Source organism: Aeromonas sp. 600282, assembly GCF_049175755.1.
Taxonomy (GTDB): Bacteria; Pseudomonadota; Gammaproteobacteria; order Enterobacterales; family Aeromonadaceae; genus Aeromonas; species Aeromonas veronii_A.
In genome coordinates, this window is record NZ_JAAKVR010000005.1 from 154832 (window position 1) to 177293 (window position 22462).

At 60.9% G+C, this 22462-nt stretch carries 15 protein-coding genes; 3 read left to right on the top strand and 12 right to left on the bottom strand.

The features are described 5' to 3' along the window. The first annotated feature begins 118 nt into the window (after window positions 1-118). Window positions 119-658 (top strand): glycine zipper 2TM domain-containing protein, encoded by a 540-nt coding sequence (locus G5137_RS07360; protein ID WP_026035120.1) that lies wholly within the window; start codon window positions 119-121, stop codon window positions 656-658. Between the two features lie 115 nt (window positions 659-773). On the opposite strand, the gene xdhC is transcribed toward G5137_RS07360, so the two are convergent. The 11 genes from xdhC to mocA all read right to left on the bottom strand — a co-directional run bounded on the left by xdhC (window position 774) and on the right by mocA (window position 18710). Beyond that, window positions 774-1259: a xanthine dehydrogenase iron sulfur-binding subunit XdhC gene (xdhC, locus tag G5137_RS07365; protein ID WP_058056839.1), complete on the bottom strand. Its 486-nt coding sequence runs from the start codon at window positions 1257-1259 to the stop codon at window positions 774-776. Next, window positions 1256-2134, bottom strand: a complete 879-nt coding sequence (gene xdhB / locus G5137_RS07370) for a xanthine dehydrogenase FAD-binding subunit XdhB (RefSeq protein WP_421255159.1) — start codon at window positions 2132-2134, stop codon at window positions 1256-1258. Before xdhB ends, xdhC begins: the two co-directional genes overlap by 4 nt. Continuing rightward, window positions 2127-4445 (bottom strand): xanthine dehydrogenase molybdenum-binding subunit XdhA, encoded by a 2319-nt coding sequence (gene xdhA, locus G5137_RS07375; RefSeq protein ID WP_421255160.1) that lies wholly within the window; start codon window positions 4443-4445, stop codon window positions 2127-2129. The genes xdhB and xdhA overlap by 8 nt, the downstream gene beginning before the upstream one ends. A gap of 377 nt (window positions 4446-4822) precedes the next feature. Continuing rightward, window positions 4823-6124: an NCS2 family permease gene (locus G5137_RS07380; RefSeq protein ID WP_180343373.1), complete on the bottom strand. Its 1302-nt coding sequence runs from the start codon at window positions 6122-6124 to the stop codon at window positions 4823-4825. Between the two features lie 397 nt (window positions 6125-6521). Beyond that, window positions 6522-7838 carry a guanine deaminase gene (gene guaD, locus G5137_RS07385; protein WP_139429891.1) on the bottom strand — a complete coding sequence of 439 codons (1317 nt, stop codon included), beginning with the start codon at window positions 7836-7838 and terminating at the stop codon, window positions 6522-6524. 52 nt (window positions 7839-7890) lie between these two features. Further along, entirely contained in the window at window positions 7891-9414 is a 1524-nt protein-coding gene (locus tag G5137_RS07390; protein ID WP_421255161.1) for a nucleobase:cation symporter-2 family protein, read from the bottom strand. A 95-nt stretch (window positions 9415-9509) separates the two neighbouring features. Further along, window positions 9510-12407 (bottom strand): molybdopterin-dependent oxidoreductase Mo/Fe-S-binding subunit, encoded by a 2898-nt coding sequence (locus G5137_RS07395; protein WP_421255162.1) that lies wholly within the window; start codon window positions 12405-12407, stop codon window positions 9510-9512. After that, entirely contained in the window at window positions 12404-13180 is a 777-nt protein-coding gene (gene ygfM, locus G5137_RS07400; RefSeq protein ID WP_421231025.1) for a molybdopterin-dependent oxidoreductase FAD-binding subunit, read from the bottom strand. Before ygfM ends, G5137_RS07395 begins: the two co-directional genes overlap by 4 nt. Before the next feature lie 80 nt (window positions 13181-13260). After that, window positions 13261-14589, bottom strand: coding sequence for a putative aminohydrolase SsnA (ssnA, locus tag G5137_RS07405; protein WP_421255163.1), 1329 nt, complete (start codon window positions 14587-14589; stop codon window positions 13261-13263). Window positions 14590-14619: 30 nt separating this feature from the next. After that, complete coding sequence (gene ygfK / locus G5137_RS07410) at window positions 14620-17730, bottom strand: putative selenate reductase subunit YgfK (RefSeq protein WP_421255164.1); 3111 nt, start codon at window positions 17728-17730, stop codon at window positions 14620-14622. 332 nt (window positions 17731-18062) lie between these two features. Next, on the bottom strand, window positions 18063-18710 hold the full coding sequence (gene mocA / locus G5137_RS07415) for a molybdenum cofactor cytidylyltransferase (protein WP_421255165.1): 648 nt from the start codon (window positions 18708-18710) through the stop codon (window positions 18063-18065). 1 nt (window position 18711) lies between these two features. Between mocA and yqeC the strand changes: the two genes are divergently transcribed. After that, on the top strand, window positions 18712-19560 hold the full coding sequence (yqeC, locus tag G5137_RS07420) for a selenium cofactor biosynthesis protein YqeC (protein ID WP_421255166.1): 849 nt from the start codon (window positions 18712-18714) through the stop codon (window positions 19558-19560). Between the two features lie 27 nt (window positions 19561-19587). After that, window positions 19588-21180 carry a selenium-dependent molybdenum cofactor biosynthesis protein YqeB gene (yqeB, locus tag G5137_RS07425; RefSeq protein ID WP_421255167.1) on the top strand — a complete coding sequence of 531 codons (1593 nt, stop codon included), beginning with the start codon at window positions 19588-19590 and terminating at the stop codon, window positions 21178-21180. Window positions 21181-21299: 119 nt separating this feature from the next. Here the strand turns inward: yqeB and G5137_RS07430 are convergent, their stop codons facing one another. After that, window positions 21300-22385 (bottom strand): calcium/sodium antiporter, encoded by a 1086-nt coding sequence (locus G5137_RS07430; RefSeq protein WP_151285962.1) that lies wholly within the window; start codon window positions 22383-22385, stop codon window positions 21300-21302. Window positions 22386-22462: the final 77 nt, after the last annotated feature.

Genomic DNA, 22462 nt, shown 5'->3' on the forward strand with positions numbered 1-22462 from the left:
TTTTGACCTTGCCAGCGCCTGTCGCAGACCCATCCCCCTCGCCTTGTTCGGCCAACCGGTTATGACAAGATGGCGCCAGATTGGAACAGCCCGTATGGGTATGCAGGAGAACAACAAGATGAACAGATCCATGATGGCAGGTATCGGTATTGGCATCGCCTCGGCCCTGGCGCTCTCGGCGGCGGCCAGTGGCTCGCTCTTTACACCACAACCCACCTTTGCCGAGGTGATTGCCAGCAAGCCGATCACCGAGACCATCAAGACTCCCCGCCAGGAGTGTCGCAACGTCACCGTGACCCACCGCAAGCCGGTACAGGATGAGCACAAGATCCTCGGCACCGTGGTGGGCGCGGCGCTGGGGGGCGTGGTCGGCCACCAGTTTGGTGGCGGCAGTGGCAAGAAGGTGGCCACCGCTGCCGGGGCTGTCGCGGGTGGTTATGCCGGTAATCAGGTGCAGGGCAATATGCAGGCTGGCGATACCTACACCACCACCGAGCAGCGCTGCAAAACCGTGCAGGATACTAGCGTCAACACAATTGGTTATGACGTGACCTATCGCCTCGCAGGTCAGGAGGGGGTGATCCGCATGAAGCAAGCCCCCGGTGCAACCATTCCGGTCAAAGATGGCAAATTGGTGATCGACCAGCCAAAAGTGTGATTTCTCCTGACCCCGCTCAGCAGCAGGCCCGCCTCTTTCGAGGCGGGCCTGTGTTTTTGGACGGCTTGTTTCCTTTTTCAAACAACGGCACGCACCACTCACGGCACTAGAACTATCACCCCTTGCAGCACTTCTTCACCGCCCGCACCACGTTCTGATAGCCGGTACAGCGGCAGAGGTTGCCAGAAAGGCCGCGGCGGATCTCCGCATCGGTCAGTGGACGGCGCTCGGTCTTGTCGAGCAGAGCCGCGCTCGCCATCACGAGGCCCGGGGTGCAAAAACCGCACTGCACCGCCCCCTCGTCGATAAAGGCCTGCTGCACGTCGGAGAGCTCGTTACCTTTGCGTTCCCCCTCCACGGTACGAATGGATTTGCCATCGGCCCACACCGCCAGATAGAGGCAGCTGTCGATAGCGGTGCCATTCACCCGCACGGTACAGGCGCCGCACTCACCGACACAGCACCCCTCTTTCACACTGATCAGCCCCTGCCCGCGCAGGAAGTGGAGCAGCGACATGGTGGGCGGCACTGCATAGGAGTAAGGCTTGCCGTTGATCTCGCACTGGATCTCCACTGCGGGACAGCTTTGCGGTTGCATCATAGGATCTTGCCTCCGGCACGTTCGACTGCGCAGGCGACCACCCGCTGCGCCAGGGTTTTGATAAGGTGCAGGCGAAACTCCTTCTCCGCCCGCCAGGAGGAGCGCGGCGCCACATCGGCTACCACCGCCTCGGCAATGGCTGCCAGTGTGGCGCGAGTCAGCGGTTGCCCTTCGGCCGCAGCTTCCGCGTGAGGCGTGCGTACCGGTGTCGGTGCCGCCACCCCATAGGCCAGCCGCAGACTCTTGAAGTGACCATCCTCAATCTGGCAGTAGGCGGCGCAGCCGATGGTCGCGATATCCATGGCATCGCGCATGGCGTATTTGAAGTAGTGGGAGCCCACATGGGGGTGCGAGTCCGGGGCAAAGTGAAACGCCACCAGAATTTCCGCCGGTTGCAGCGCAACCTTGCCTGGGCCGGTATGAAAACCGGCGATGGGGATGCGGCGTGTGCCGTTAGGACCAGCAATCTCAAGCTCGGCCTCCAGCGCGACGGTAGGCGCCGCCGAGTCGGCACTGGTGGCGCCGTTGCAGATGTTGCCGCCATAGGTGGCGACGTTGCGGATCTGCGGGCCGGCGATAGTAGCGGCCGCCTCGGCCAGCATCGGCAGGCGGCGCTGCACCAGTTCGTTCTCGATGAGCTCGGTAAAGGTGGTGCCGGAGCCGATGCGGATAGAACCGTCAGCCAGCTCGCTCACCCCTTTGAGTTCGGGCAAGTCGTGAATATCGACGATATGACGATAGGCGGCGTTGAGGTGATGCAGCTGGATCATCACATCGGTGCCACCGGCCAGCAAACGCGCCTCGGGGTCAGCCTGACGCAGGGTGACCGCCTCGGCCACACTGCGGGCCTTGTAGTAACGGGCAATATCAAACATGGTGTTGCTCCTCCCCTGCTCCCTCGCCAATTAGACCCGCCGTGACAAACTCCCGAAACAGGGTCTTGGGGGTAATGGGCAGCTCGTTGATGGCCACCCCGGTCGCCATGCGAATGGCGTTACGGATCGCCGGGCCCGGCGAGATGATGGGCGGTTCCCCCAGGGATTTGTGGCCATAGACCGACTGGGGCTCGTAGGTCTGCACGAAGTCGCATTCCAGCTCGGGCAAATCCAGCATGGTGGGGAACTTGTAATCGAGCAGGTTGGGGTTGCGCACCACGCCGGTTTTGGCGTCGATGATCATCTCCTCGAACAGCGACCAGCCGATCCCCATCCCCATGCCGCCATGCACCTGCCCCTCCGCCAGCTGTGGATTGAGGATCTTGCCGGCATCGTGCAGGTTGATGATGCGATTGATGGTCACCTTGCAGAGATCGATATCGACGCTGAGATCGACAAAGGTGCAGCCAAAACTGGGCGGGTTGGTGGTGGTCTTGTGGGAGACTTCCGACGTGATCTGGCCGCCGATCGTGAGGTGGTAGTAGGCGTTGACCGACACCTCGGCGACGCTGATCAGCACCTTGTCCGGCGCACCGGCCAGCACCACGTAGCCGTCGATCAGGGTGAGCGATCCCACATCCTGATGGCAGAGCTGGGCTGCCAGCGAGAGGATGCGGGCCCGCAGTTGCAGCGCCGCCTGATGAATGGCGGGGGCCGCCACATAGCTCTGACGCGAGGCGAACGAGCCCGGATCGTAGGCGGTAATGTCGGTATCCTGAGTCGAGATGACCCGGATCTGCTCAAACGGAATGCCCAATGTCTGGGCCGCCATCTGGGCAAAGACGGTATCCGATCCCTGCCCTATCTCGGTAGCACCGATCTGCAAATTGACAGTGCCATCCTGATTGAGCAGCATGCGGGCGCCCGCAATTTCAACCCCCACCGGATAGGTGTTGGAGCCGTAGCTAAAGCATGCAACCCCGATGCCGCGTCGCAGCCGGCTCGCCGGATCCTGCCCCAGACACTCGGCCTTGAGCCGATCCCACTCGAACATCTCGCGACCACGGATCAGGCAGTCGGGCAACCCGGCGCTGTAGATGGTCTTCTGGTTGACCTGATTGACGTCCCCTTCCCTCGCCACGTTTGCGATGCGCACATCAAGCGGATCCAGCCCCAGTTCGGCGCAGGCGTCATCCAGCATGCATTCGAGGGCAAAAATCACCTGCGGCGCGCCGTAACCGCGCATGGCACCGGCGGTGGGCAGGTTGCTGTAGAAGGTTTTGGCGTCATAACCGAAGGCGCTGCGCGGATAGAGGTAGCTGACCTTGTTGCCCCCGGCGCTGGCGATGGAGTGGCCGTGAGAGGCATAGCCGCCGGTGTTGGAGAGCACGTCGAGCTGATAGCCCTTGAGGGTGCCATCGCGATTGAGGCCCATCTTGCCATCGATAGCAAAGCCGTGGCGGGTGCGGGAGGCAAAAAAGCACTCCTCCCGGCTCAGGGTCATCTTGACCGGCACACCGCCAAGCTTGTAGCTCAGAAACGCCGCCATCGGCTCTTCCAGCACATCCTGCTTGTTGCCAAAACCGCCACCCATATAGGGCTTGATCACCCGCACGCTCGACCAGGGCAGGCCGAGGGACTTGGCCACCCGGCTGCGCACTATCTGGGGGATCTGGGTACTGCTGACCACTATGATGTGGTCCGGCTGATCCATATAGGCGTAGCAGGTCACCGTCTCCAGATGGCAGTGCTGCACCACCGGCGTCCGGTAGTGCCCCTGAAACTGCAGATCGGCCGCCGCGATGGCCTGCTCCGGGTCATTGGCGCGAAGCTGGCTTTGGCGCAGCAGATTGCCACTCGGGTGAATGGGATAGGCACCGTCGGCCAGCGCACTTTCGGCATCCGTCATCACTGGCAGCGGCTCGTAAGTCACCTTGACCAGGGCGGCAGCCTTCTCGGCCACCAGCGGATCCCGGGCCACCACGATGGCGACGCCATCGCCGAAGTGGCGTACATGGTCGGTGAGCAGACGGCGGTCTTTCACGTCCCGTTTCGCCTCATCGAGAGACCAGGCGTGACCGGCGGTGCGAAAACAGGTGGTGGGCACATCTTCATGGGTAAACACGGCTTCGACCCCATGCAGGGCCAGTGCCTCGGTCGCATCAATGGCAAGCACCTTGCCGTGGGCGATATTGCTTCGCACGTACTTGGCGTGGCGCATCCCGAGCATGATGTTGTCATCGGTATAGCGGGCGCTGCCGGTCACCTTGGCCTCGGCATCCACCCGCTTGAGCGGTAATCCTATGGACATATGCAAGTCCTTTTTCGAATGGAAAAATCTGGAACCGGCATAAAAAACAGCAAGATATGCGCCTGTTTCCCGCCATCGTCAGGACAATGGGGAGAAGTGTGAAGGGGATCCCATCTAGCCTGCTTTTGTTGGCCCGCAGCGACAAGCCAAGGGCAGCCCCTGAGCAAACGGGGCACATCAGCGGTGAAAAAAACGGCAGAGCGAGTAGAGCAAGGGTGGGAGCCTATCAATCTGGTAGGGGGATTTATCAAAATGGTATCGCGATGAGACCACCCAACTGCGGAGACGGCCGAGACGTGATAGCCAGCATGGGTGGGCTAAAAATAACAGGTATAAAAACGGGGCCGCCAGTGCGGCCCCAAACGGGCGGGTTATCCCTAAATAGCCCACCCCCCAGCATAAAAGAGCACCAGCGCCAGGGCGATGACCACGGTGCCGACGTTGAGCTTGTGCCACTCCTTCGAGCAGATGCGGCCGATCACCAGCGAGCTGAAGCCAAGCATGATGCCGGTGACGATATTGCAGGTGAGCACGATAAAGACCGCACACACTAGCCCGGACATGGCCCCGACAAAGTCATCGAAATCGAGCTTGGTGACATTGCTCAGCATCAGGAGTCCCACATACATCAGGGCCGGTGCGGTGGCATAGGCCGGCACCAGATAGGAGAGCGGCGAGAGGAACAGCATCAACAGGAACAGGCCGCCGACCACAGTCGCGGTGAGGCCGGTTTTGCCCCCCGCCGCCGTGCCTGCTGCCGATTCGATATAGACGGCAGCGGGGGCCGCCCCCACCAGACTGGAGAAGATGCTGCTGACCGAGTCGGCACTGAGCGCCTTGCCGCTGTTGATGATATGACCATCTTTATCCAGCAGGTTGGCCTGCCCCGCCACGGCGCGGATGGTGCCGGTGGCATCAAATACCGCTGTCATCACCAGCGCCAGCACGCTGGGCAACACCAGCGGCGAGAGCGCCCCCATGATATCCAGGCTGAAGATGAGGGACTTGCCCTGATCGTCCGAGAGGCTCGGCAGGGCGAACAGCCCCTGATACTTCACCGCCGGATCGAAGATGAGGCCGAAGATGGAGATGGCGATGATCACCAGCAGGATCCCCCCCGGTACTCTCAGCTTCTCCAGCCCGAAGATCACCGCAAGGCCGATCAGGGACATGATGACCGGCATAGAGGTAAAGGCCCCCAGCGCCACCGGCAGCCCCTCCAGCGGGTTCTTGATCACCAGCCCCACCCCGTTGGCGGCAATAAGCAGCAGGAAGAGACCGATACCGATGCCGGTGCCGTGGGCAATCCCCATCGGCAGGTTGTCGAGGATCCAGCTACGCACCCCGGTCACCGAGATGGCGGTAAACAGTACCCCCATCAGGAAGACGGCCCCCAGCGCCACCGGAATGGGGATCTGCTGCCCCAGCACCAGACTGAAGGCGGTAAACGCCGTGAGGGAAATAGCGCAGCCGATGGCCATCGGCAGCTTGGCCCAAAGCCCCATCAAGAGTGAACCGAACCCCGCCACCAGACAGGTGGCGACAAACACGGCGCCGGGAGGAAAGCCCGCCTTGCCGAGCATGCTCGGCACCACGATCACCGAGTAGACCATGGCAAGGAAGGTGGTGAGGCCCGCCAGCACCTCCTGTCTGACGTTGCTGCCCCGCTCGCTGATCATAAAGTAGCGATCAAGAGCCGTGAGCGGCTGTTGCTTTGCTGCGCTCTGGCTGGCGTCATCATTGGCCAGCTGTTCCACGCTGTTTGTCCTGCTGTTTGCTTGGGTCATACCCAACTCCTTCACACGCGCCTGAATGTTCCATGACGAAATGGCGACAGGATCTGCGGGTCTGCCGAGCGCCAGTCTGATGAGAAACAGGCGATGGTGGCAGAGGATGCGACAGACAGACCAGGGCAGGCAGCCTTGACTCAAACGTTTGCCTTGCTGGTCAAAAAAACCGGGCCATTTCACGTTCTATGCGGGGAGATCCCCTGTCGTGCGGCAAGACTGGCGCCCCTGTGGAGCACGCCAGCCGCCGTATTCGTTGGGGCTGCGCCGCGGCAGCCCACTCCAGCCCCTACCCCCGTTCATGCACCAGTTGGCCATCCACATAGGTGCGGTAGATGGATCTGTCATCCCCCAGGGTCAGCAACACAAAGAGCTTGTCCCGCAGGGTGGTGGAGTTGTCATAACGCAGCTGCTGCAGCGGGGTGGCGACCGGGTCGAGCACCACGAAGTCCGCCTCCTTGCCCACCGCAAAGCTGCCGATCTTCTCGTCCAGCCCCAGCGAATGGGCGCCGCCCAGGGTGGCTAGATAGAAGGCCTGATAGGCCGAGAGCCGTTCGCCCTGCAGTTGCATCACCTTGTAAGCCTCGTTGAGGGTCTGCAGCATGTTGAAGGTGGTGCCCGCGCCGATGTCGGTGCCCATCCCCACCTTCACCTGCTTGCGCCACGCCTTGTGCAGCTTGAACAGGCCGCTGCCCAGATAAAGATTCGATGTGGGGCAGAAGGCGATGGTGGAGCCGGTCTCCTTCAGGCAATCCCACTCCTGCTCTTCCAGATGGACGCAGTGGGCAAAGACGCAGTTGTGGCCGGTCAGGCCATGCTGGTGATAGACATCGAGATAACCCTTGTGCGCCGGAAAGAGGGATTTGACCCAGGCGATCTCATCCTTGTTCTCGCACAGATGGGTGTGCAGATAGGTGGTGGGAAACTCTTCGCGCAGTCGCCGCGCCATCGCCAGTTGCTCGGGTGTCGAGGTGGGTGCAAATCGCGGTGTGATGGCATATAGAAGTCGACCGTTACCATGCCAACGCTCGATAAGCTGCTTGCTCTGTTCATAGCTGCTCTCGGCGGTATCGAGCAGATAGTCGGGCGCGTTGCGATCCATCATTACCTTGCCCGCGATCATTCGCATATTGATGCGACTGGCCGCCTCGAACAGGGCATCCACCGACTCGGGGTGAACGGTGCCGAACACCAGCGCCGTGGTGGTGCCGTTTCGCAGCAACTGCTTGATAAAGAAGGTGGACATCTCGCGGGCATACTCGAGATCGTTGTAGCGCCGCTCGGCGGGGAAGGTGTGGCGGTTGAGCCACTCCAGCAGCTGCTCGCCATAGGCCCCTACCATCTCGCTCTGGGGATAGTGAATGTGGGTATCGACAAAGCCGGGCACTATCATCTTGCCGCGATAATCGCGCACCCGCACTTCGGCCGGAATGCGATCTTTCCCCTCCTCCCACTCACCGAACCAGTCGATGCAACCGTTGCGAATGATCAGCAGACCATCCTCGATAAGGCGGGCGTTGGACTCAATCTCCTCGGGCTGATCCACCACCCGGGTGATATCGAAGAAACTGCCGCGTACCGCTTTGACAGAGTTGTCGTTTTTCATAACCGTTTCCCTGTTTTTCTTGTTCTGTTGACGTTTTTTGCCGATTTAACCGTCAGACCCGTTCCACTTGTGGCGCCACCGCCTGCCCGGGCACTGGCTCTGGTGACCCCTCACCCTTGCTGGCCGATGGCTGGCCCGCACTGCGGGCGGTAAAGCTCACATCCGGCTTGTCGCTCAGCTGGATCACCTCCACCGCCTCGGCATCCCTGACGGCCGCCTTGCGTTTGCGGCTTTGCGGCAGCACCAGATTCATGATGATGGCGGTGATGCCGCCAGCGCAGATGGGGTTCTCCACCAGCATGTAAATACCCGCTGGCAGCACCTTGAAGACGTTCGGGTCATAGGAAACACCGAGCCCAAGGCCAAGCGAGGTGGCGACAATCAGAGTCTCCCGCCGATCGAAGCCGTGGCTGATGATGATGCGACCACCGGCGATGGCGATCATGGAGAACATGATGACCATGGCGCCCCCCATCACAGGTGACGGTATGGTGGTAAAGAAGCGCCCTACTACGGGGAAGAGCCCCAGCAGCACCAGGATGACGGCGATAAACTTGCCCACATGGCGTGAGGCCACCCCGGTCATCTGGATGACGCCGTTGTTCTGGGCAAAGGTGGTGAGTGGCAAAGAGCCGAGGGCAGAGGCGATCACCGACACCAACCCATCAGCCAGCACGCCGCCGGATAGCCGTTTTTGAAACTCGGGACCCTGAATATCCCGGTGGGAGACCATGGCGGTGGCGGTGATGTCCCCCACCGCCTCCAGCACGCTCAACAGATAGATGGTGCCCGCCAACATAAAGGCGTGAAAATCGAAGGAGAAACCGTACTTGAACGGGATCGGCACCGTAATAAGCGGCAGGTTTTCAAGGGCGGAGAAATCCACCATACCGAGCATCAGGGCCACCGCATAGCCCACCATCAGACCGATGGCGATCCCGCTCATCCGCAGAAGCGGGCTTCGGCTGCAGTTGAAGGCGACGATAACGCAGAGCACCAAGAGCCCCAGCCCGATGTGCTCGTATTTGCCAAAGGTGCCGCTGCTCATGGCGGAGAAGCCGCCGCCAAAATCGATGATCCCCACCTTGATAAGGCTCAGGCCAATCATCAGTACCACCACACCGCTCACGGTCGGGGTGATCACCCGCTTGAGGTAGGGCAGCACAAAGGAGGAGCCCATCACCAGAAAGGCGCCGACAAAGGAGACCCCGAGCAGGGTCGAGACGATCAGCTCCTCATGGATGCCATCTTTTTTCATGGCGCCGCCGAGCGCGATCATCACGGTGACGAAGGAGAAGTTGACCGACTGGATGGAGAGCAGCCCCGAACCGATGGGGCCATAACGGTTTACCTGCAGCCAGGTGCCGATACCGGAAGCGATCATCGCCATGGAGACCAGATAGGCGGTGATCTCGGTGGAGAGGCCCAGGGCGCCGCCGACGATCAGCGCCGGGGTCACCATGGGGACAAAAATCGCCAGCAGATGGGTCACTGCGCCCATCAGGGTTTGATAAAACGGGGGGTTGTCTTCCAGCTCGTAAATGAGATCCGAGTGCTTGCGTGTTGTTTTAGACATCGTGTTTGTCCCATCACACAGAATGTAGGCGGAGTACTCATTCCGCCGTCAGGCGCTGGGGGCGAGCTGGTGCCCGCCCCTCACCTTTTCTTTTGTTATGCCGACACTTTTTGCTCCAGCTTGCCCAGTTCGCGCAGGATCTGCTCCGGCGTGAAGTGCCACTTGCGCAACCAGACACCACAGGCGTCGTGGATGGCGGTGGCGATGGCAGGCGCCGCGCCGTTGACCCCGATCTCCGAGATGGACTTGGCGCCGTAGGGGCCAACCTTGTCGTCACTCGGCACCAGGAAGGCCCGGAAGTCGCGGGGAATGTCGCCAATCTTGGGCGCGCCATAGCTCTTCAGATCCCGGGTCAGCGGGATGCCCTTGCTGTCGTAGCAGATCTCCTCGGTCATGGTGTGGCCGATGGCCCGCATGGTCGCCCCGTAGATCTGACCGAGCGCCAGTTCCGGGTTGATGGGGGTGCCGCAGTCGAGCAGGGCGTAGAACTTGTCGAGCCGGATCTCGCCGGTTCTGACGTTGACCGCCACCTCGGCGAAGTTGGCCCCGTACGGGAAGGCAAGCTCAGAGGTGATGTAGCTGGCGGTGCCCACGAGGATACCGAAGCCGGTACCGGTCTCCGCCTTGTGGGCCAGCTTGGCAAGGGTCACCTCCCCCTGCTTGCCGCGCACTATACCCGGATGAACCAGCTCCACATCCTCCACCGGCTCGCCCAGCATGGCGGCGCCGTGGAACAGGATCTTCGCCTTGAGGTTCTCGGCCGCCATCTTGGCCGCATTGCCGGAGAAGCAGGTGCCTGACGAAGCGTAAGCCCCCTTGTCGAACAGGGCGTGGTCGGTGTCGCCAGAGATCACATGCACATCGCTGAGCGGGCAACCGAGCACCTCGGCGGTCAGCTTGGCGACCACGGTATCGAGGCCGGTACCGATATCGGCGCCACCGGAGTGGACGATAAAGGTGCCGTCCGATTCCAGCTTGACCATGCAGTTGGCCTGATCGATATCCGGGATCCCCGATTTTTGCATGATGATGGCGACGCCACGACCGATGCGCCAATCTCCATCGGCGGGTTTGGGGCTATCCCAGGCAATCAGTTCGCGACCCTGTTTGAGGATGGGCTCGAGGGCGCAACTGGCCGCGTGGGGCACAGAAGTCGGCATCTTGCCCTCGCCGATGGCCCCCAGCACCTTGAGGATGTCCCCTTCATGCACCCGGTTGTGCTCCACCATGTCGAGCTGATCGATACCCAGTTTCTCGGCCAGTTCGGCAATGGCCATGGTCAGCGCGAAGTTGCCCTTGGGCGCGCCGTAGCCCTGATAGGCGCCGGTCGGGCAGATGTTGCTGTAGTAGGTGTTGACGGTAAAGCGCACGTTGTCGCACGGATAGAGCGGCAGGGAGAGCGCCGGGCCGTTACTCGGCACCGTCAACGAGTGGTTGCCGTAAGGGCCGGTGTTGGCGCGAAAATCCATCTCGATGGCGGTGATGGTGCCATCTTTCTTGGCCCCCACTTTCACCTTCACCTTGGCCACATGGCGCGAGGTATTGCTGATGAACTCCTCTTCACGGGTGTAGCGGAAGGTGACCGGACGGCCGGTGACCTTGGTCGCCCAGGCGCACACCTCTTCCAGCAGGATGTCCTGCTTGGAGCCAAAACCGCCCCCTACCCGCTCCTTGATCACGTGCACCTGATGTTGCTTGAGGCCGACGATACGCGCCACCTGACGGCGCACGTGCCACGGCACCTGAGTAGAGGCGTGAATGACCAGACGCTCCCCATCCATATAGGTGAAGCAGATGTGCGGCTCGGTCGGGCACTGCTGGGCCTGGGTCGATTCGTAAGTACGTTCGACTATCTCGTCCGCCTCGGCAAAGCCCTTGGCCACATCGCCGATCTGGCCATGGACGCTTGCGGCCAGGTTCTCGTGCGGGCGGGAGCCGATGGGGAAGTTGATGATCATGTGCTCGTCGCCGCGACGTACCGAGCAGGCGTTCTGCTGCTCGAGATCCGCAGGCGCACCGGCCATGTAGACAATGGGCTCGTCGTGTACCAGGGGTGCATTGGGGGCCATCGCCTCATCGATATTCATGACCGCTGGCAGCACCTGATACTCGACCTCGATGAGTTTCAGGGCTGCCAATGCGATGGCTTCGCTCTCGGCCACCACGGCGGCGACCCTGTCACCTACGTGGCGCAGCTTGCGGCTGAACATACGGCGATCAAGCGGTGACGGCTCGGGAGCACTCTGACCACCCGGAGTGTAAAACACATCCGGGCAGTTGAGGTGGGTAATGACATGCACGACGCCCGGCAGCACCTCGGCGCGGCTCACATCGAGTTTGGTGATCACCGCATGGGGATGGGGGCTGCGCAGCATCTTGATGATCAACGCATCTTCAGTAACCCGATCCTCCACATAACAGGGCTTGGCCTGCACCATCTTGGCGGCGTCCACTTTCGGACAGCTCTTGCCGATATGGCGCAGGTCGTCACGAAACTCGGGAGCAATCTGGCACAGGTAATCGGGATCCTTCATCCGTGAACAGGCAAGCTCGATGGCCTGATAAAACTGCTGATAACCGCCGTCCCGGTGAAAGAGGCCCGAGAGGGCATCGTCGATTTGATCACGGGTAGGCTCGGGGTGGCGATCAAGCAGGTCGGTGACGATGAGTGCCGCAGCCGGATCGTTGTAGCCGGACTGCACCACGCCCACATCTACCATCGCCTGCTGTACCAGGCTGAGCTGGTTCCAGCTGCCGAGCGACTCGGCGGTGCGCACCTCTGATCCATCCAGCTGGGCGGCGATCAGCAGAGAGGCGTTGATCACCTTGCCGTTGAAGAGAATGGCGTCAGAACCGGCAAAGCCGAAGCCGTCGTCACTGTTGCGCACCGAGTGCATCCGGCACTGGTTGAACAGCACCCGCTGGGCATTGTCACCGGCCTTGCAGATGACGGTGCGCAGGGCACCGTTCAGGGTAAAGTTGAGTTCCATCATGCTTGCACCTCCTGCTGCTGGCAATCCACCAGCAGATCCGCCACTACCACGCCGGTGATATACCGCTTGTAACTTATGCTGCCCGCCAGATCTTCACGGGGCGCAATCAGCTCGCTTACGGCGGCCTCCAGCGCGGCATCGTGCAGTTCGCGGCGCTCCAGATCCCGCAGGCGCATCGGCTGCGGGGTGACGCCAGCGACAGCCACCCGCATTTCGCCAATGCTGTCGAGGGCCACGGCGGCGGTCATCACCGCCAAGCCATCGGCGTTGCGGCTGATGCGGCGAGTGGCGCAGCGCAGTTCAGGCTCCGGCAGCACAACCCCCAGCACCAGGGCATTGCGCTGACCCGCCAGATAGGCGTCGATGGGTTGCAGCAGGTTGTTCTCCAGCACCACCACCGCTTCGAGCACCAGCAGCACCGGCAGCAAGGGGGAGTCCTGCTGTTGGCAGGCAAGTTCGCCGCCGATGGTGGCCTGATTGCGCAGATGGCGGGAGTAGACAAACCCCAGCGCATCGCACAGGGCGGCCGGGGTACGGGGATCCTCTTTCAGGGTCTGCAGGGTGACGGTGGCGCCGATATGGAGCTGGCCGTGCTGCTGCTCAATCTGGTTCAGTCCCAGCTTGTCCAGCGAGATAGCGACCTTCTTGTCGGTGCGAGTCGGAGCGGCGTTAAGCTTGCTGCCGCCTCCCATGTAGACGGCGTCGTTGCCGAAACTGGCCTTGAGTTCCAAAGCCTGACCCAGTTGCTCGGGTCGGAAGAATTGCTCAATCATGTGTCGTCCTTACTCTTGCTGCCCGCCGCCGGGAAAATCAACAGGGCGGGCAATCCGGTCCAAAACTGTGGAAGGTGGCCTTAGGCCAGCTGATCCATCCGTTGCCACAGGCGGCTCGCCACCTTGCTGGCCTGCTCGTAAATGGGCGCGACATCGAACGGGAACTCGCGATCCTGATAGACCATGCGCCCCTCCACCATCACGCTGTTGACGCTGTTCGATCCCATACCAAAGGCGAGATGGCCGCCGAGGTTGCGCGGCGCCAGCGGGGTCGGTGCGTCGTAGTCGCAAATGGTGAGGTCGGCCTTGTAGCCCGGCTCCAGGTGGCCAAATTTGGCACCGAAGTTGCGCTCCAGCAGGGTGTTGCCGTTCCAGAGGAAGCGGGCAAAGCTGTCGGGCCACAGGGCGCCACCGGCATCCTTGTGCTTGAAGTAGGCGAACTTGAGTTCTTCGAGCATGTCGGAGCCGATGCCATCGGTACCGAGCGCCAGATTGCGATACTCCGGCAGGTGCATGTTGTAGCCCACGTGGTTGTTCATGTTGGAGCGGGCGTTGTGCACCAGAAAGGCATCGCGGCTGTTGAGCAGCTCAATGTCAGCCGGGCTCAGGTAGATGCCGTGGGCGACAAGTGACTTGCTGTCGATAAGGCCAAACTCGTCCAGCCGGGCGATGGGCTCCTTGCCATAGTGGTGGTGGCCGTGGGCCATGTCGTAGCGGTCTTCCGCCACATGGATATGCAGCCCGCGACCGGTAACCTGCACCGCTTCGCGCAACATGGCTAGCCCTTCGTCTGGTACGGTGAAGGGGGCGTGGGCGCCGATATGGGCTTCAACCAGATAGGGTTCGTTCCCCTTGGCCTTGGCGGCATCAATGGCCTGCGCAAATAGGATGTTCTCCTCCACCCCAGCCTGCAGCTCGGCGAGGCCGCCGTTGCGATCCGTGGTCTCGAAGCAGGTCATGCCGCGCAGGCCCGCCTCCATAAACCCTTTGCGCAGCACATTCAGGGAGCCCTTGATGAAGTTGGGCGAAGCGTGGTGGTCGATCACCGCGCTGCAACCGCTCTTGATCGCCTCCAGCGAGCAGATGAGACCGCTGTAGTAGAGGGACTCCTCATCGAGCGCCCGATCGAGCCGCCACCAGAGGTTTTTCAGGGTGGAGATAAAGTCCGGGCAGGGGGCAATGTTGGCCATGATCCCCCGCGACAGGCCTGAGTAGAAGTGGTTGTGGGCACAGACGATGCCCGGCATCACCAGCTTGCCGCCCATCTCCCGATAGTTGGCCTCCGGGTAGAGGACCCGCAGATTGGGCCCCACCGCTTTGATAAGGGTGCCTTCGATGGCGATATCCACCCCTTCCAGCACCCGGGTCGGCTCCAGCTGGACAGCGGTGACGTTTTTCAGAATAAACATGGTGTGCTCCTTCGCTTATTCGTGGTTCGCTCAGGCCTCGACGGCCCCCAGCAGGTAGTGGTGATGGGCATGGACATGGCTGATGATGCGGCACACGTCGCCAAGGACCGCTGGCGCATCCTTGATCCGGCTCTGGGCGTCTATGGTCAGGCGATAGGTCTCGCCATCCTGACGCACCCGCAGTTCGCCACCATCCGCCAGATAGAAACCGGGGTTGCGGCTGTTGTCGAAATCCTCGGGCAGGCTGAAGATGGTGACCTTGTCCTGATAGGGCTTGCCCTGCCACGGGCAGAACTGGGCGCAGTTGCCACATTCGTTGCAGTAGGCATCCAGGTGCAGGGTCTGGAACTGATCCTTGAAGCCCGGCACCGCAATGGCGACGTTGGCCCGGTTGGGGCAGACATCCACGCACTTGCTGCAGAGGTAGTTGCACTCGAGGCAACGGTGCGCCTCTTGCGCCACGAAGGCCTCCCGCTCGCTCTTGTCGACCAGGGTGACGGCGATGCTCCCCTTGCGGCGGTAGATCTCATCCTTGCCCGACGGCTGAATGGTCACTTCACTCTGCTGGCTGGCGATATGCTCGCGAGAGAGCACCAGATCCGCGGCACGGCGGGCACCACCGATGGCACCGACGATGGAGGACGGGCCGCTCTGCACGTCACCGATCAGGAAGACGTTGCGACGGCTGGTTTCACCAGTCTGGCTATCCACCTCGGGCCAGCCATCGCTGCCCAAGGGAATGCCCATGGCTTTCAATACTTCGCAATCAGGCTGCTCGCCGATGGCGGTGATCAGCGCATCCATCTGCATCACTTCGGTCTGCTCGGTGGGCACCGGACGGCGGCGGCCCTGCTCGTCAGGTTCCCCCAACGCCATCATCCGCACGGTGAGCTTGCCATCTTTGTCAAAGCGCTCCGGATTGGTGAGGAAGCAGAAACGCACCCCATCCTCCACCGCTTCCAGATACTCCTCGCGATAGGCGGGCATCTCTTTCTCGCTGCGGCGGTAGATAACGGTCACATCGCTGACACCAGGCACCTTGAGGGCGGCGCGGGCGCAGTCCATGGCGGTGTTACCGGCGCCGATCACCGCCACATGGCGGCCGAGCGGCAGCGGTTTGCCCTGATTGAAGCTGCGCAGGAAGTGGAAGGACTTGTAGACCCGATCATGTCCCCCTTCGAGGCGCATGCCGCCATTCTTGTCGGCACCGATGCCGACGAAGACATAGGTAAAGCCCTGGGCGTGCAGCTTGTCGACGGTGAGCGCCGGATCGCAACCAAACTCGAACTTGACCCCGTGGGCGGCGACAAAGTCGATGTCGTGCTGGATAAGCTCGGCCGGGATGCGGAACTCGGGGATGATGTGCTTGACCACGCCACCGGCATCCGCTTCGCGCTCGAACACGGTGACCGGATGGCCGGCACGGGCCAGAAAGTAACCGGCGGAGAGACCGGCAGGGCCTGCGCCAATCACCGCAACCGGGTGCTTGTCACCACTGCCTGCCGGCTTGTGCCAGCGGGCCTTGTACCCTTCCCAGCCGCGCTCCAGCGCCACTTTTTTCAGCTCGCGGATATTGAGCGCGCTATCGTAGTCGAGACGGGTGCAGTTGTACTGGCACTGGTGATCGCAGATGTGGCTGGTGATGGCAGGCAAGGCGTTGCGCTGATAAATCAGCTCAAGGGCTGCCACATACTCCCCCTCGCCCATCAGGCGAATGTACTCGGGGATATCCTGATGCACGGCGCAGGCAGTGACGCAGGGCGCCACGTAGCAGTCGGTCAGCGGCAGGCCGCCACCCACTTCGATGCGATCGTTGGACTTCCACTCCTTCTGGGTGTAATCCATGGTGAGCGCCTTGGCGGCAAGCGCTTCCAGTTTGGCCACATCCACCTGACTCATACCCCAGCTGTCCGATGCATCTATCTCTTTGAGGCACTCGATCTGGCGCAGATAGCCACCTGGTTTCAGCAAGTCGGTGGCCATGGTGATGGGGCGGATACCGGTCTCGAAGATCTCGGCGATGTTGAACTTGCTGGCACCACCGGAGTAGGAGATAGGCAGTTTGCCCTCGAAGGCGCGAGACAGCACGGCGGCCACGTTGATGGAGAGGGGGAACAGCGCCCGGCCGGACATATACATCTCATCCCCCGGCAGCGCCCCTTTGCGGTTGATGGTGCCAAGGGTATTGGTCAGCTTGACCCCGAAGGTGAGCCCCTTCTCGGCCCCCAGCGCCATCAAGCGGGTCAGCATCGCCTTGGCCTGATCCAGCTTGAGGTCGTGATCGAATGACTCTTCGCTCAGACCAATGTAATCAAAGCCGCAGGTATCGAGGATCTCGCGCACCCGCGGGTAGCCCAGCAGGGTCGGGTTCAGTTTGACGAAGGTGTTGAGCCCCTTCTCTTCCAGCATGTAGCGGCAGATGGCCTCAATCTCGTTCGGCGGGCAGCCGTGCATGGTGGAGAGGGTGACGCCGTGCACCAGATTGGCCGGGATGTGCTCCACCAGCTGTTGCAGGCGAGCGCGGCGCGCCCCCAGTCCCAGCTCGGCGATAAACTGCTCGTCGGCCACGAGGTCACGTACCACCTGCTGGTACTCGGCAAATTTCGGACTGCTGCTGGCATCCATCAGGCTGTGGATGAACTGCTGCATCGGTGGCTGTTTGATGCCATCGAGGTTGTAACCCACGCTCATGTTGAAGATGAAGGACTTGGCCTCTCCGTCGAGACGGGGATCGAACACCTCTTCCAGCAGGTAGAGGGCAAACCAGGCTTTCAGATACTCGTCAAACGCCTTGGGCAGGGTGAACTCGGTAGACCACTCGGTGTTGAAGCACTCGTCTTCTGCATCGATGCAGGGCTTTTCCAGTTCGAGACGGTCCAGGATCTGCACCGTCTTGAGCTCGATAAAGCGCCCGCCGGTCAGCCAGGAGGTGACGATGTTCTGGGCCAACTGGGTATGGGGGCCGGCTGCCGGGCCGATGGGGGTCTCGCAGGTTTCACCGAACACCTTGATCTTGCGCTCGTCCTGCTTACGATAAAATTGTGCGGCGGGAATACCGAAAATGCTCTGACTCTCTTTATATTCCGCAAAAATACGGGTCAGAAGGTTCTTGAAGGGAACGGGTCGCATAATATCGCCCATGGCTATCTCCTTGCAGCTGTTCTGCGCATTGGCAGCATGAATAAATGGGGTATCCCGCACGGGTGTTCCCCCTTGGCAAGGAGAGGAGCAACTATCAGGCCACTACAGTTATAAAACGAGCTACAAAACTATTTTTTAGGGTGAAAGCGTGAGGCAGCTCCAATTAATGATGAGAAATTACGATATCACCATTATGGGTATTGCGAGTAGTTATCAATCACTCTGAAATTTACTTGATGAGCAGTTCAAAAAGAACTCGCCCTATCAGATCAAGTGCGAGAAATATCACTTTGATACGCCATTTATCTCCCCGTTATCTTTTTAAAACAGGGTTATTTCGTGGGCTCGCTCTCATTTTCAAGAATACCACCCAGCAGCGCCTGATAGCGCTCCGGGGTATCCACATCAAACAGGATGGCGGGGCTGTCGACGGGCACCATACGATGGGGATGCCCTTGCAACCAGCGTCGTACCGACGACTGCACCGGGGCAGCAGCCAGCTCGCGGGCAAGGGATTTTGGCAGCAACACCGGATGGCCCGCCTCCCCCTGCCAGGTGGGGAAAAGAGCCTCACAACCCCGTGCCTGCCAGATCTGTTGATAGACATCGCGCGGGATACAGGGGAGATCCCCGTGGCTGATAAAGAGGTAGTTGGCGTCACTGGCCGCCAGGGCGCAGCGGATGGAGCTGCCCAGCCCCTGCCGATAGTCGGGGTTGTGGACGACAACAATATCCGGCCGTGATCCGTAGCGCGCTTGAAGTTCCTCGCCACGATGGCCCACCACCAGAATAACGCGCTGACAAAAAGCCAGGGCATTTTTGAGACTTGCATCAAGCATTGTCCCCTGGCAATAAGGTAGCATCATTTTCCAGGTACCCATTCGGGAAGATAAACCCGCCGCCGTTATTATACAGTCACACTGCTCTTGTTCCTGGCAACGTTGTTTCCAACTCCCTTCGATATTTATTTTGGTCGTCATTATGTCGCACCCACACGCTGTTGCTGTCGCATTTCCAGATATAGATCCGCTATTAAACCCGCTCACCAAAAATATTGATAGCCATACCACCTTAATTAGCCTCTGTGGGGCCGGTGGAAAAACCAGCACCCTGTTCTGGCTGGCGGAATATTTTTATCAACAGGGTAAAAGGGTGCTAATTACCACCACCACCCGGATGTTTCTGCCTGCCCCGTCACACTATCGGGAATTGATCCTGGAAGCCGATCCCGTCCGCCAGTTGACCCGCTGTCAGGCGCTACCGGATGGCCCGGCGCTGGTTGCCCTGTTCAGCCATCTCGACGAGCGCACCGGAAAGGTGGCGGGCCCCACGCCCCAGCAGATTGATCTCATCAAGGGGCAGCAGCGCTTCGATCTGATCCTGGTCGAAGCGGATGGCGCCCATCACAAGTTATTGAAAGTGCCCGCTTTGCACGAACCTTGCATTCCTCAGCACAGTGATTGGGTGATCGCCCTGACGGGCGGCGCCATGGTGGGGGCCAAGGCCGACCCGCAGCAGATCCACCGCTGGGCAGAGCTTCAGGCCCTGTGCGGGATAGAGGCTGGTGACCCCCTCGACTGGGTTCTGTTTCACCAGCTGCTCTCCCACCCCGAGGGGCTGTTCAAGGGCACCCCGGCCAGAGCGCGCCGGATCTGGTTTATCAATGGGGATTATCAAAATGAGGCGTCGTGGCTCGATGAATTGATAAAGCTGTATACCCGCCACCCCGAGCTCCACACCATCTGGCAGGGGGCGGTTCGCGAACCACAACCCATTCGCCTCGCACTCGGTTACTTCGCTCAGGATGAGGCACAGCCGCCTCGCCCATGATGGTTTAAGGATAAGAAGAGGTACCTTATGAATCTGTTTACACACGCAGCCCGACTGGAACAGGAGAACACGCCGTTTGCCATGGCCCAGATCATCGAGAGCCGTGGCTCCACCCCCCGCCATCAGGCCCAGATGCTGGTGATGGCCGATGGCCAGATCCTCGGCACCATAGGCGGCGGCATGATCGAGCGGCTGGTGATCGAAGAGGCCGTGGCCGCCATTGCCGAGCGCAAGCCGCGCATCTTCCACGGCCGGATGGCGCGCAACGGTGAGCATGCGGTCGGGTCGGATTGCGGTGGAGCCATGTCGGTCTATATCGATGTCTATGGCCTGCGCCCCCGGCTGGTGCTCATTGGTGCCGGTCACGTCAACCGGGCGCTGGCCCATGCTGCGGCGCCACTGGGTTTTGATATCCATGTGGGCGACTGTTTTGAAGGGAGCCTCAACCCCGATCACTTCCCCGTCGGCACCCATCTCAAACAGGCCGATACCATCAGCGCGGTGATCGAGGCGCTGGCCATCGAGCCCGCCAACTTCGTCATCATCGCCACCAACCATCAGGACAAGGAGGCGCTGGAGCGGCTCATCAATCGCCCCCTCGCCTATCTGGGGCTGCTCGCCAGCAAGCGCAAGGTGCAGACCTTCACCCAGGCGCTGCGCCAGCAAGGGGTGAGCCAGGAGCAACTGCAGCAGCTGCACGCCCCCATCGGTTACAACATCGGAGCCGAAACCCCCGAGGAGATCGCCATCAGCATCCTCGCCGAGCTGCTGCAGGTGAAAAACGGCAAATCGGGTGGGCTGATGCAGGACGATGTTCGCCTCAAGCGGGATCAGCTGGTGGTGATGCGCGGCTCCGGCGATATCGCTACCGGGGTGGCGCTGCGGCTGCACAATGCCGGTTTCAAGGTGGTGATGTTGGATCTCGACAAGCCCACGGTGATCCGCCGCACCGTCGCCTTCGCTCAAGGGATGTTCGATGGTGAAACCAGTGTCGAGGGTGTGCGCGCCAAGCGGGTCGAGAGCGTTGAGCAAGCGTTCGAGCAGCTGGATCGGGGCATCATTCCGCTGCTGGTTGACCCCGACTGCACCACCCTCGCCGAGCTCAAGCCCCGCTATCTGGTGGATGCCATCCTCGCCAAGCAGAATCTCGGCACCCACAAGGAGATGGCCCCCATTACGGTGGCCCTTGGCCCGGGATTTGAGGCGGGACGCGACTGTGATGCGGTCATTGAGACCAACCGCGGCCATCATCTGGGCCGTGTCATCTATCAGGGCCCCGCCCAGCCCAATACCGGCATTCCCGGGGTGATCGAGGGGCACTCCGCCCGCCGGGTGGTGCGCGCCCCCGCCCCCGGCGTGATGAAGAGCATTATCAAGCTCGGTGATCTGGTGCAGGAGGGGGATGTGATCGCCCATGTGGGTGACGCCCCTATTATCGCGCCGCTCTCCGGCATGGTGCGAGGTCTGCTCAGCGATGGCATCGAGGTCACCGTCGGCTTCAAGATCGGTGACATCGATCCCAGAGGCGAGCGGGCCGATGCCACTACGGTATCGGACAAGGCTCGCGCCATCGGCGGTGCCGTGCTGGAAGCCATGATGCATCTGGCCCAGCGCCGATGACGGCGCTTCGCGTCCCTCTTCAGCACCAAGTTCAGCACCAAGCAAAAGCCCCACCATGATGGTGGGGCTTTTTTCGGCCTGTCGGTTGATGCAGCTCCTTTACATCAGGAGAACCTGCATCACGACCGGGTTCGTTGCAATCGCCAGGCTCGCACCGCCAGCACAACCAGAGTGATGGCGGTGAGCGGCAACACAAAACCGGTTAGCGCTGCACTGAACTGACCTTGCAGCGGACTGGACGTGGCGTGGAGGATCAGCCAGCAGGTGTAGCCGATGTAGTAGGCCAGAAACAGCGCCCCTTCCCAGCGGGCGATGGTGTAACCGGTAAAGAAGATGGGCAGGCAGGCAAGCGCCACCGCAATCATTACCGGAATATCGAACTGAAGGGCGGTGGCCGACACTTCAAGCCCACCGGGAGTGACGATGGAGGTGAGCCCCAGCACGCAGAGGATATTGAAGATATTGCTGCCCACCACGTTCCCCACAGCGATATCCCGCTCCCCGCGCAGGGCTGCGACGATGGAGGTCACCACTTCGGGCAAGGAGGTACCGGCCGCCACTATGGTCAAGCCGATGATCAGATCGCTCACCCCGAAGTAGTGTGCAATCTCAACCGCACTGCCAACCAGCAGGCGGGAGCCGAGGATCAGCAGACCCAGACCTGCGGCAATAAAGAGCAGATTGCGCAACCAGTTGCCCGCCGTACTCGCTTCACGGGTACCAAACTCCTGCTCATACTCCGCCTGCACCGCTTTGTTTTCCCGTCGACTCTGGACAAAGAGAAACACGGTGTAGGCGATGATGCCGGCAAACAGCAGCGCCCCTTCCAGTGGTGCAATACGGCCATCGTAGCCCAGCAACAACACTAGAAAAGAGACCACTATCATCAAGGGAACGTCGAGACGTACCAGTTGCTGGGAGACGGTCAACGGTACGATCAGTGCCGAAATACCTAAAATAAACAGCACGTTGAAAATATTGCTGCCGACCACGTTTCCCACTGCGATCCCTGCCTGCCCCTCGAGGCCAGACTGGATGCTCACAGCCAGCTCGGGAGCACTGGTCCCAAAGGCCACTATGGTCAATCCCACCACCAGTGGCGATATCCCCATCATGGTGGCGAGGCGAGATGCGCCCCGCACCAGAGATTCGGCCCCCACCACCAGACACACCAGGCCTACAGCCAACCACACCAGCGTCATCATACGGTCTCATCCTTGCCGTTAGGTTCGTTGAAATAATCACAATAAATCAGATACCTGTGCTCCAGCACAGTCAAACC

Excerpts from the sequence above, each read along its gene's own strand:
- G5137_RS07360 (WP_026035120.1), top strand. The coding sequence starts at position 119 with ATGAACAGATCCATGATGGCAGGTATCGGTATTGGCATCGCCTCGGCC.
- xdhC (WP_058056839.1), bottom strand. The coding sequence starts at position 1,259 with ATGATGCAACCGCAAAGCTGTCCCGCAGTGGAGATCCAGTGCGAGATC.
- xdhB (WP_421255159.1), bottom strand. The coding sequence starts at position 2,134 with ATGTTTGATATTGCCCGTTACTACAAGGCCCGCAGTGTGGCCGAGGCG.
- xdhA (WP_421255160.1), bottom strand. The coding sequence starts at position 4,445 with ATGTCCATAGGATTACCGCTCAAGCGGGTGGATGCCGAGGCCAAGGTG.
- G5137_RS07380 (WP_180343373.1), bottom strand. The coding sequence starts at position 6,124 with ATGATCAGCGAGCGGGGCAGCAACGTCAGACAGGAGGTGCTGGCGGGC.
- guaD (WP_139429891.1), bottom strand. The coding sequence starts at position 7,838 with ATGAAAAACGACAACTCTGTCAAAGCGGTACGCGGCAGTTTCTTCGAT.
- G5137_RS07390 (WP_421255161.1), bottom strand. The coding sequence starts at position 9,414 with ATGTCTAAAACAACACGCAAGCACTCGGATCTCATTTACGAGCTGGAA.
- G5137_RS07395 (WP_421255162.1), bottom strand. The coding sequence starts at position 12,407 with ATGATGGAACTCAACTTTACCCTGAACGGTGCCCTGCGCACCGTCATC.
- ygfM (WP_421231025.1), bottom strand. The coding sequence starts at position 13,180 with ATGATTGAGCAATTCTTCCGACCCGAGCAACTGGGTCAGGCTTTGGAA.
- ssnA (WP_421255163.1), bottom strand. The coding sequence starts at position 14,589 with ATGTTTATTCTGAAAAACGTCACCGCTGTCCAGCTGGAGCCGACCCGG.
- ygfK (WP_421255164.1), bottom strand. The coding sequence starts at position 17,730 with ATGGGCGATATTATGCGACCCGTTCCCTTCAAGAACCTTCTGACCCGT.
- mocA (WP_421255165.1), bottom strand. The coding sequence starts at position 18,710 with ATGACGACCAAAATAAATATCGAAGGGAGTTGGAAACAACGTTGCCAG.
- yqeC (WP_421255166.1), top strand. The coding sequence starts at position 18,712 with ATGTCGCACCCACACGCTGTTGCTGTCGCATTTCCAGATATAGATCCG.
- yqeB (WP_421255167.1), top strand. The coding sequence starts at position 19,588 with ATGAATCTGTTTACACACGCAGCCCGACTGGAACAGGAGAACACGCCG.
- G5137_RS07430 (WP_151285962.1), bottom strand. The coding sequence starts at position 22,385 with ATGATGACGCTGGTGTGGTTGGCTGTAGGCCTGGTGTGTCTGGTGGTG.